This is a genomic window from Pseudomonas sp. B19(2017), from assembly GCF_002113165.1.
Taxonomy (GTDB): domain Bacteria; phylum Pseudomonadota; class Gammaproteobacteria; order Pseudomonadales; family Pseudomonadaceae; genus Aquipseudomonas.
This window is the reverse complement of record NZ_NEJR01000007.1, coordinates 236,644-242,850: the sequence shown is the minus strand read 5'-3', so window position 1 is coordinate 242,850 and position 6,207 is coordinate 236,644. Positions and strand designations below refer to the sequence as shown.

Annotated in this window: 7 protein-coding genes; 5 read left to right on the top strand and 2 right to left on the bottom strand. The window is 61.8% G+C overall.

The genetic code is table 11. The features are described 5' to 3' along the window. The 4 genes from CAF70_RS27925 to CAF70_RS13060 all read left to right on the top strand — a co-directional run. Positions 1–96: hypothetical protein (locus tag CAF70_RS27925; protein WP_256573270.1), on the top strand; the 96-nt coding region annotated here is incomplete at its 5' end. Positions 97–350: 254 nt separating this feature from the next. Then, positions 351–986: a dTMP kinase gene (locus tag CAF70_RS13070; protein ID WP_085625181.1), complete on the top strand. Its 636-nt coding sequence runs from the start codon at positions 351–353 to the stop codon at positions 984–986. 176 nt (positions 987–1,162) lie between these two features. Next, positions 1,163–2,536, top strand: a complete 1,374-nt coding sequence (locus CAF70_RS13065; RefSeq protein WP_085625180.1) for an LLM class flavin-dependent oxidoreductase — start codon at positions 1,163–1,165, stop codon at positions 2,534–2,536. 93 nt (positions 2,537–2,629) lie between these two features. Then, entirely contained in the window at positions 2,630–3,088 is a 459-nt protein-coding gene (locus CAF70_RS13060; protein WP_085625179.1) for a MaoC family dehydratase, read from the top strand. 87 nt (positions 3,089–3,175) lie between these two features. Here CAF70_RS13060 and CAF70_RS13055 read toward each other — a convergent pair whose 3' ends face one another. Next, entirely contained in the window at positions 3,176–3,715 is a 540-nt protein-coding gene (locus CAF70_RS13055) for a type 1 glutamine amidotransferase domain-containing protein (RefSeq protein ID WP_085625178.1), read from the bottom strand. Between the two features lie 132 nt (positions 3,716–3,847). After that, entirely contained in the window at positions 3,848–5,635 is a 1,788-nt protein-coding gene (locus CAF70_RS13050) for a thiamine pyrophosphate-requiring protein (RefSeq protein WP_085625176.1), read from the bottom strand. Positions 5,636–5,903: 268 nt separating this feature from the next. On the opposite strand from CAF70_RS13050, the gene CAF70_RS13045 reads away from it, so the two are divergent. Further along, positions 5,904–6,128 carry a general stress protein gene (locus CAF70_RS13045; RefSeq protein WP_085625174.1) on the top strand — a complete coding sequence of 75 codons (225 nt, stop codon included), beginning with the start codon at positions 5,904–5,906 and terminating at the stop codon, positions 6,126–6,128. The last annotated feature ends 79 nt before the right edge of the window (positions 6,129–6,207 follow it).

The following is a 6,207-nucleotide window of genomic DNA, read 5'->3' as shown; positions in this document are numbered from 1 at the left end:
ACCCCGGGCGTGCACGTGATCGACTGCCCGGTCGATTACAGCGAGAACGACCGCATCCTCAACAGCGAGCTGCGTGAGCGCGCGCTGGCGGTGTAAGGCTTGACAGGTACGGCGCCACCTCAGGGCTGGCGCCAATCCTCTGCAGGAGCGGCCTTGTGTCGCGATGGGCCGCAAAGCGGCCCCCGGATTTCAGCATTACCGCAACAATCGCCGGGGCCGCTCTGCGGCCCTTTCGCGACATTCATTCGGTACATGAGCGCACACAGCGGTCAGCGGATCGTGCAGGACTTCTTGAAGCCAGGCCACGATCAATGGTCTCATCCCGTGCCCGGACCGACTGGTATTGAATAATGAACCGCCCGCTGTTCGTTTCCCTCGATGGGCCCAAGGGCACAGGTAAAACCACGCTTCTTGAGGCGGTTACCAAAGCCTTGAGGGCTGCCGGCCAGAAAGTCATCCGGCTTAGCGAGAAAAAAAACGACCCCTGCAGGGAAGCAACCATGGCCCTCGTCAACCAGCTGGCCAGGCATCCCTCCCAGGACCTGGAGTTCAGGGTATGCGAGCGTTTTGCCGAGAGCCGTGCCTGGATTTCCCGGCAGGTTCTGCCAGCGCAGCCACCGGGCAGCATCATTCTGATCGATCGCTGGTACCCGTCTGATGCCGCATTTCGCCGCACGGTACCGTTCGACGAGATCTTGCGGTTGAACATCGAGCGGCGTGTGCAAGTGCCGGACCTGCACGTCGGGGTTGTAACGGCCCCTGTTACCTCATGGGCGAGGGCGGCGGCACGAACGCGCGGGCTGGGCAGTACGGTAATCCATAGCCTGGACGAGCAGGTGGCGTGTACCGAGGCGTTCGAACGTGCGGTTGTGGATCATGGCTGGGTACTGTGTCGCAATGAAGGGCCGATCGAGGAGGCAACGAGGCAGATCGTGGCCGAAATCGACAGCGTGCGTCGATCATCTGGCTTGAACGGTGAAAACTGATCCGCTGGCGTTGGTCCTGCTGCTCTGGCCCAGGTAACCAACGGCTTGGCCCGGGCAGCACGCGCAGGGCGGGACGGCTATAGCCCGGCGGCACATGCATATTCCATAATGGTTGTTTAAATAGTTTTTATATTGCTATTAACTATTTAGAAACCATTGCCTGTGAGTAACCGCCGATGTCCGATCCGAAGCCCCTATTGTTTGCGCTCTACGAACAGGCCAGTGTCGGCTGCGGTGGCGCACCGAGTCTCTGGACTCATCCGGCTGACGAGCGCCTGGCGGCCAACACCTTCGAGTTCTGGTCCAATCAGGCTCGTATCGCCGACCAGGCCAATCTCGACATGTTGTTCTTCGCCGATGTACTGGGCTTCTACGATGTGTACGGCGGCAACGCGGATGCGGCTGTGAAATGGGCCGTCGAGGCGCCTGCCAACGACCCGCTGATGATCATTCCTGGGCTGGCTGCCATCACGCGGCAACTGGCGTTCGGCGCGACCGTCAGCACGACCTACGAGCATCCGTTCACTCACGCCCGGCGATTCAGCACGCTTGACCACATGACCCAAGGCAGGATCGGCTGGAACATCGTCACATCCTATCTTTCCAGCGCCGCGCGCAATTTCGGCCTGGAAGAGATGATCAGGCATGGCGATCGCTACGAGCGTGCCGAGGAATTCATGGATGTGGTCTACAAGCTTTGGGAAGGGAGCTGGGCGGATGATGCGGTAGTCGCCGACAAGGCAGCCCGGGTGTATGCCCAAGGGGAACGGGTCAAGCCTGTCGATCACGTTGGCGAGCGTTATCGGGTGGCCGGGCCACATCTCTGTGCGCCGTCGCCACAGCGCACGCCGTTGCTGATTCAGGCGGGGTGGTCAGGAAGAGGGCGCGAGTTCGCAGCCAAACATGCCGAGCTGATATTCATCGCCAAGTCCAACCCCCAGGAAATCCGCCAAGGCCTGGAAGAAATCTGGGCGATGGCCGAGGCCCGTGGCCGCAGCCGGGGGGATGTGCAATCGTTGACGGTGCTGCGGATCGTCACCGCCAAAACCGAGATAGAGGCCCAGCGCAAGTACGACGAACTGCAGAGCAACTACCATCTGGAGGCCCAGCTCGTCAGCTATGCCGGCGACACCGGCTTCGACCTGAACCGCTATGCCGACAGTGATGCCTTGTCGAATCATACCGAAGGCCTGACCTCCTACATGATGCGCCCGGATGGCAGCGGCAAGCCGTTGACCGCGGGGGACGTCAGGCAGCGCTTTGCCAACGTGACACGGGGTACCGACCTGATCCTGGTGGGCACGCCGCAGCAGGTAGCCGACCGGATCGAACACCATGCGCGTCTCTCGGGCACCAGTGGCTACATGCTCAATCCATTGACCAGCCCCGGCACACTGGAGGACTTTGTCGAGCTGATAGTACCGGAGCTCCAGAAGCGCGGGCTTTACCGGAGCGAACCGCAGACCGGGACTTTCCGCTCCCGATTGAGAGCGGACGGCGCCAACCGTTTGCCAGCGAGCGCATATGGCGCTTCATTCCGGTCGGCCTGAAGAAACCTGTGAGCGCAAGGAAGGGCTTAACTGGCGCCAGCTCCAGGCGTTACGCTATGCCGTTGCTACCTTGTATACCGCCGGAGGTAACCCATGGCTTCTGCAACTGACAGGCTCTGTTTCGAGGACTTGCAAGTAGGCCAGTCCTTCATCAGCGGTGCGTATGAAATGACCCGGGAGCGGATCGTGGACTTCGCCTCGGAGTTCGACCCTCAGCCATTCCATACGGACGTCGATGCTGCAAAGGACACCTTTTTTGCTGGATTGGCTGCCAGCGGCTGGCATACCTGCGCGGTTACCATGCGATTGTTGGTGGAGAGTGTTCCAGTGGCTGGAGGGCTCATTGGTGCCGGCAGCGAGATCACCTGGCCAAGGGCGGTGCGACCAGGTGACCTGTTGCGAGTCACCACAACCATAAGGGAACTTGCCGCGTCGAAGTCGAAGCCTGATCGGGGCTTCGCTGTCCTTGAAAGCACCACACTCAATCAGGACGATGCCGTATGCCAGACCACTGTTTCACGCGTACTGGTCTTTCGTCGAGCCGCTTCGTAAAGCCCCGGGCCGAAGCCCCGGGCTGAAGCACGGCCCCCGGCATGGTGCCTGCGCAGCGTCGGGAGCACGGTCGCGGATAGTACAGGCTCAGCCAGCCAGCGCCTTGATCAGCTGCTCGTTGAAGGCCGGGATATCGTCCGGCTTGCGGCTGCTGATCAGGTTGCCGTCCACCACCACTTGTTCATCCACCCAGGTGCCGCCAGCGTTGCGAATATCGTCCTGCAATGTCTTGTAGCTGGTCATCCGCTTGCCGTTGGCCAGGCCTGCCGACACCAGCAGCCAGGCGCCATGACAGATCACCGCCAGCGGCCTGTTTGCAGCGTTGTGACTTTTCACCAGCTTTTGAGCACCGGGTATCAGGCGAATGTTATCGGAATTCTGTACGCCGCCAGGCAGCACGATGGCATCGTAAAGATCGAGGTGGGCGCTTTCGAAGGTTGCGTCCACGGCGAACGCGTCGGCCGGCTTGTCGTGATTCCAGCCGCGCACGGTGCCTTCCTTGTCAGCCAGGATATCGACCATCGCACCGTTTTTCACCAAGGCGTCACGTGGGCCGGTCAGTTCGACTTGTTCAAAACCCGCGGTGACCAGAAAGGCCACGCGCTTGCCGTTCAGTTGTGCACTCATCGTTGTATCTCCGTTTTCGGTAAACCCTGAAAGAGGAGGCCGTTGGCCGGGCTCGAAGTTCCAATGCGATGCTTCGCCAATGGGGGTGTCCAGGCGGCCTGCCTGAGACGGTGAGGCGCCTCCGGCCATTGCTCAATGCTTGCCCGGCAATACCGAGCCGAGTACTTGCCTGGCCGTCTGGACGATGACCCCGGCCTGGTCCGGGTCGCCTTTGAGCAGGCTGGTGGCGAACTTCCTCGCCTGCTCCAGCTTGATGTGTGGCGGCAAGGGCGGAACGTCCGGATCGGTCTTGAATTCGATCAACACCGGCCGGTCGGCCGCCAGTGCCCGCTCCCAGGCGCCGGCTATGTCTTCTTCGCGCTCCACATAGATACCTTGCAAGCCGATGGAGATGGCGAACAGGTGATAGGGCACATCGGGGATCGCCTGCGAGGCTTCGAATTTGGGGTCGCCCTCCATGACCCGTTGTTCCCAGGTCACCTGGTTGAGGTCTTCGTTGTTGAACACCGCGCAGATCCACTGGGGGTTTTCCCAAAGCCGCCAGTACTTGGCGACGGTGATCAGCTCGGCCAGATTGTTCATCTGCATCGCGCCGTCGCCCACCAGTGCCACCACGCTGCGCTGCGGATGGGCGAATTTGGCGGCGATGGCATAGGGTACCGCCGCTCCCATGCTGGCCAGGCCGCCGGACAACGAACACTGCATGCCCTGACGGATCTGCAGGTCGCGGGCAAACCAGTTGGCGCAGGACCCTGAGTCGCTGGTGACGATGGCCTGGTCGGGCAGGCGAGGAGAGAGTTCGTGTACCACGCGCTGAGGGTTGATCGGGTCGGCCTTGACCAGGGCGCGCTTTTCCAGGGTCTTGTCCCAGCGTGCGCGCCAACCTTCGACCTGGTCGCGCCAGCGCCGCTCGGCCTTGTGTTCCAGCAACGGCAGCAGAGCCTGCAGGGTTTCGCGGGCATCACCGACCAGGTTGACCTCCATGGGATAGCGCAGGCTGAGCATGTCCGGCTGCAAGTCGATCTGCACGCCACGGGCCTGGCCTTCCCTGGGCAGGAACTCGCTGTAGGGAAAGCCGGAGCCGATCATCAGCAAGGTGTCGCATTCGCTCATCAGCTGATAGCTCGGTTCGGTACCGAGAAGCCCGATGGCGCCGGTGACCCAAGGCAGGTCGTCTGGCACTACGGCCTTGCCCAACAGCGCCTTGGCCACGCCTGCCCCCAGCGTTTCGGCCACCGCGATAACCTGCCCGGTGGCTTGCAGCGCACCGGCACCGACCAGAATCGCCACTTTTCGTCCCGCGTTGAGGACCTCGGCGGCACGTTGCAAGTCTTCCTCGAAGGGCACCACCCTGGGCCTGCTGTAGCCTATGCCGGAATGCAGCGTGCCATGGGCCTTCGGTGGTTCGTGGTAGGGCAGGTCCTGCAGGTCGCTTGGCAGGATGATGGCCGTGACCCGGCGTTCGCCGACGGCAGTGCGTATTGCGCGGTCGAGCAAGTGGCGCACCTGCTCCGGGGTCGAGGCCTGCTGAACGAAGGCACCTGCGACGTCCTTGAACATCGACAGCAGGTCCAGTTCCTGCTGGTAATGCCCGCCCAGCGCTGCTCGCGCCTGTTGGCCAACGATGGCCAGCACCGGCTGGTGATCCATGCGCGCGTCGTACAGGCCGGTAAGCAAATGGGAAGCGCCCGGGCCAGAGGTGGCGATGCATACGCCCAGCTCACCGGTGAACTTGGCATGGGCACTGGCCATGAAGGCTGCCATTTCCTCATGGCGGGCCTGAATGAACTGGATCTTGCCCTCGGCCCGGCTGAGGGCTCCGAATACGCCGTTGATGCCGTCGCCGGGGTAGCCAAAGATGCGCCGTACACCCCATTGATACAAGCGCTCTACCAGAAAGTCACCTACCGTGCTGGTCATTGCCTTCTCCCGTGCCTGGTCGATAGGTGTCTGGACTTGGCCGGGCTCAGGAAAGTTTCAAGCGTGTGCGCTTTGCTCTACTGACTGGACTGCTTTTGCCAAAAGAGCGCCGAAAGGCGCGACCCCTTCTTGTGTTGCCTGAATGTCTGGCGTCCAGTTCCTTAAGGCATTTCGTCAGCGTCTGCGAAAACATTTTCACCACGTGCGGTTTGCGGCGGGTCACTTGTGAACACAGAACATCCTGTGTCAACAACCTGAGGTAAAGATCATGGCCAATAACCAAGACCAGAGCCGCGGCAAGCAGGGCGGCACCGCCAACAGCAATCCAGGTAACTTTGCCAACGATCGCGAGAAGGCGTCGGAAGCGGGGCACAAGGGGGGGCAGGCCTCCGGTGGCAACTTCAAGAACGATCCGGAGCGGGCCTCCGAGGCTGGCCGCAAGGGCGGCCAACAAAGCCACGGCGGCGGCCGCAACAGCGATGACAACCGCTGATCACCGTTGAATCGACCGGGGCGGCTGCAGACGCCCCGGCTATTCCTCTTCATGCGCCAGAGCCGGTCGTCGTCGCTGC

Coding starts and splice junctions, on each gene's coding strand:
- CAF70_RS13055 (WP_085625178.1), bottom strand. CDS start 3,715: ATGAGTGCACAACTGAACGGCAAGCGCGTGGCCTTTCTGGTCACCGCG.
- CAF70_RS13065 (WP_085625180.1), top strand. CDS start 1,163: ATGTCCGATCCGAAGCCCCTATTGTTTGCGCTCTACGAACAGGCCAGT.
- CAF70_RS13045 (WP_085625174.1), top strand. CDS start 5,904: ATGGCCAATAACCAAGACCAGAGCCGCGGCAAGCAGGGCGGCACCGCC.
- CAF70_RS13060 (WP_085625179.1), top strand. CDS start 2,630: ATGGCTTCTGCAACTGACAGGCTCTGTTTCGAGGACTTGCAAGTAGGC.
- CAF70_RS13050 (WP_085625176.1), bottom strand. CDS start 5,635: ATGACCAGCACGGTAGGTGACTTTCTGGTAGAGCGCTTGTATCAATGG.
- CAF70_RS13070 (WP_085625181.1), top strand. CDS start 351: ATGAACCGCCCGCTGTTCGTTTCCCTCGATGGGCCCAAGGGCACAGGT.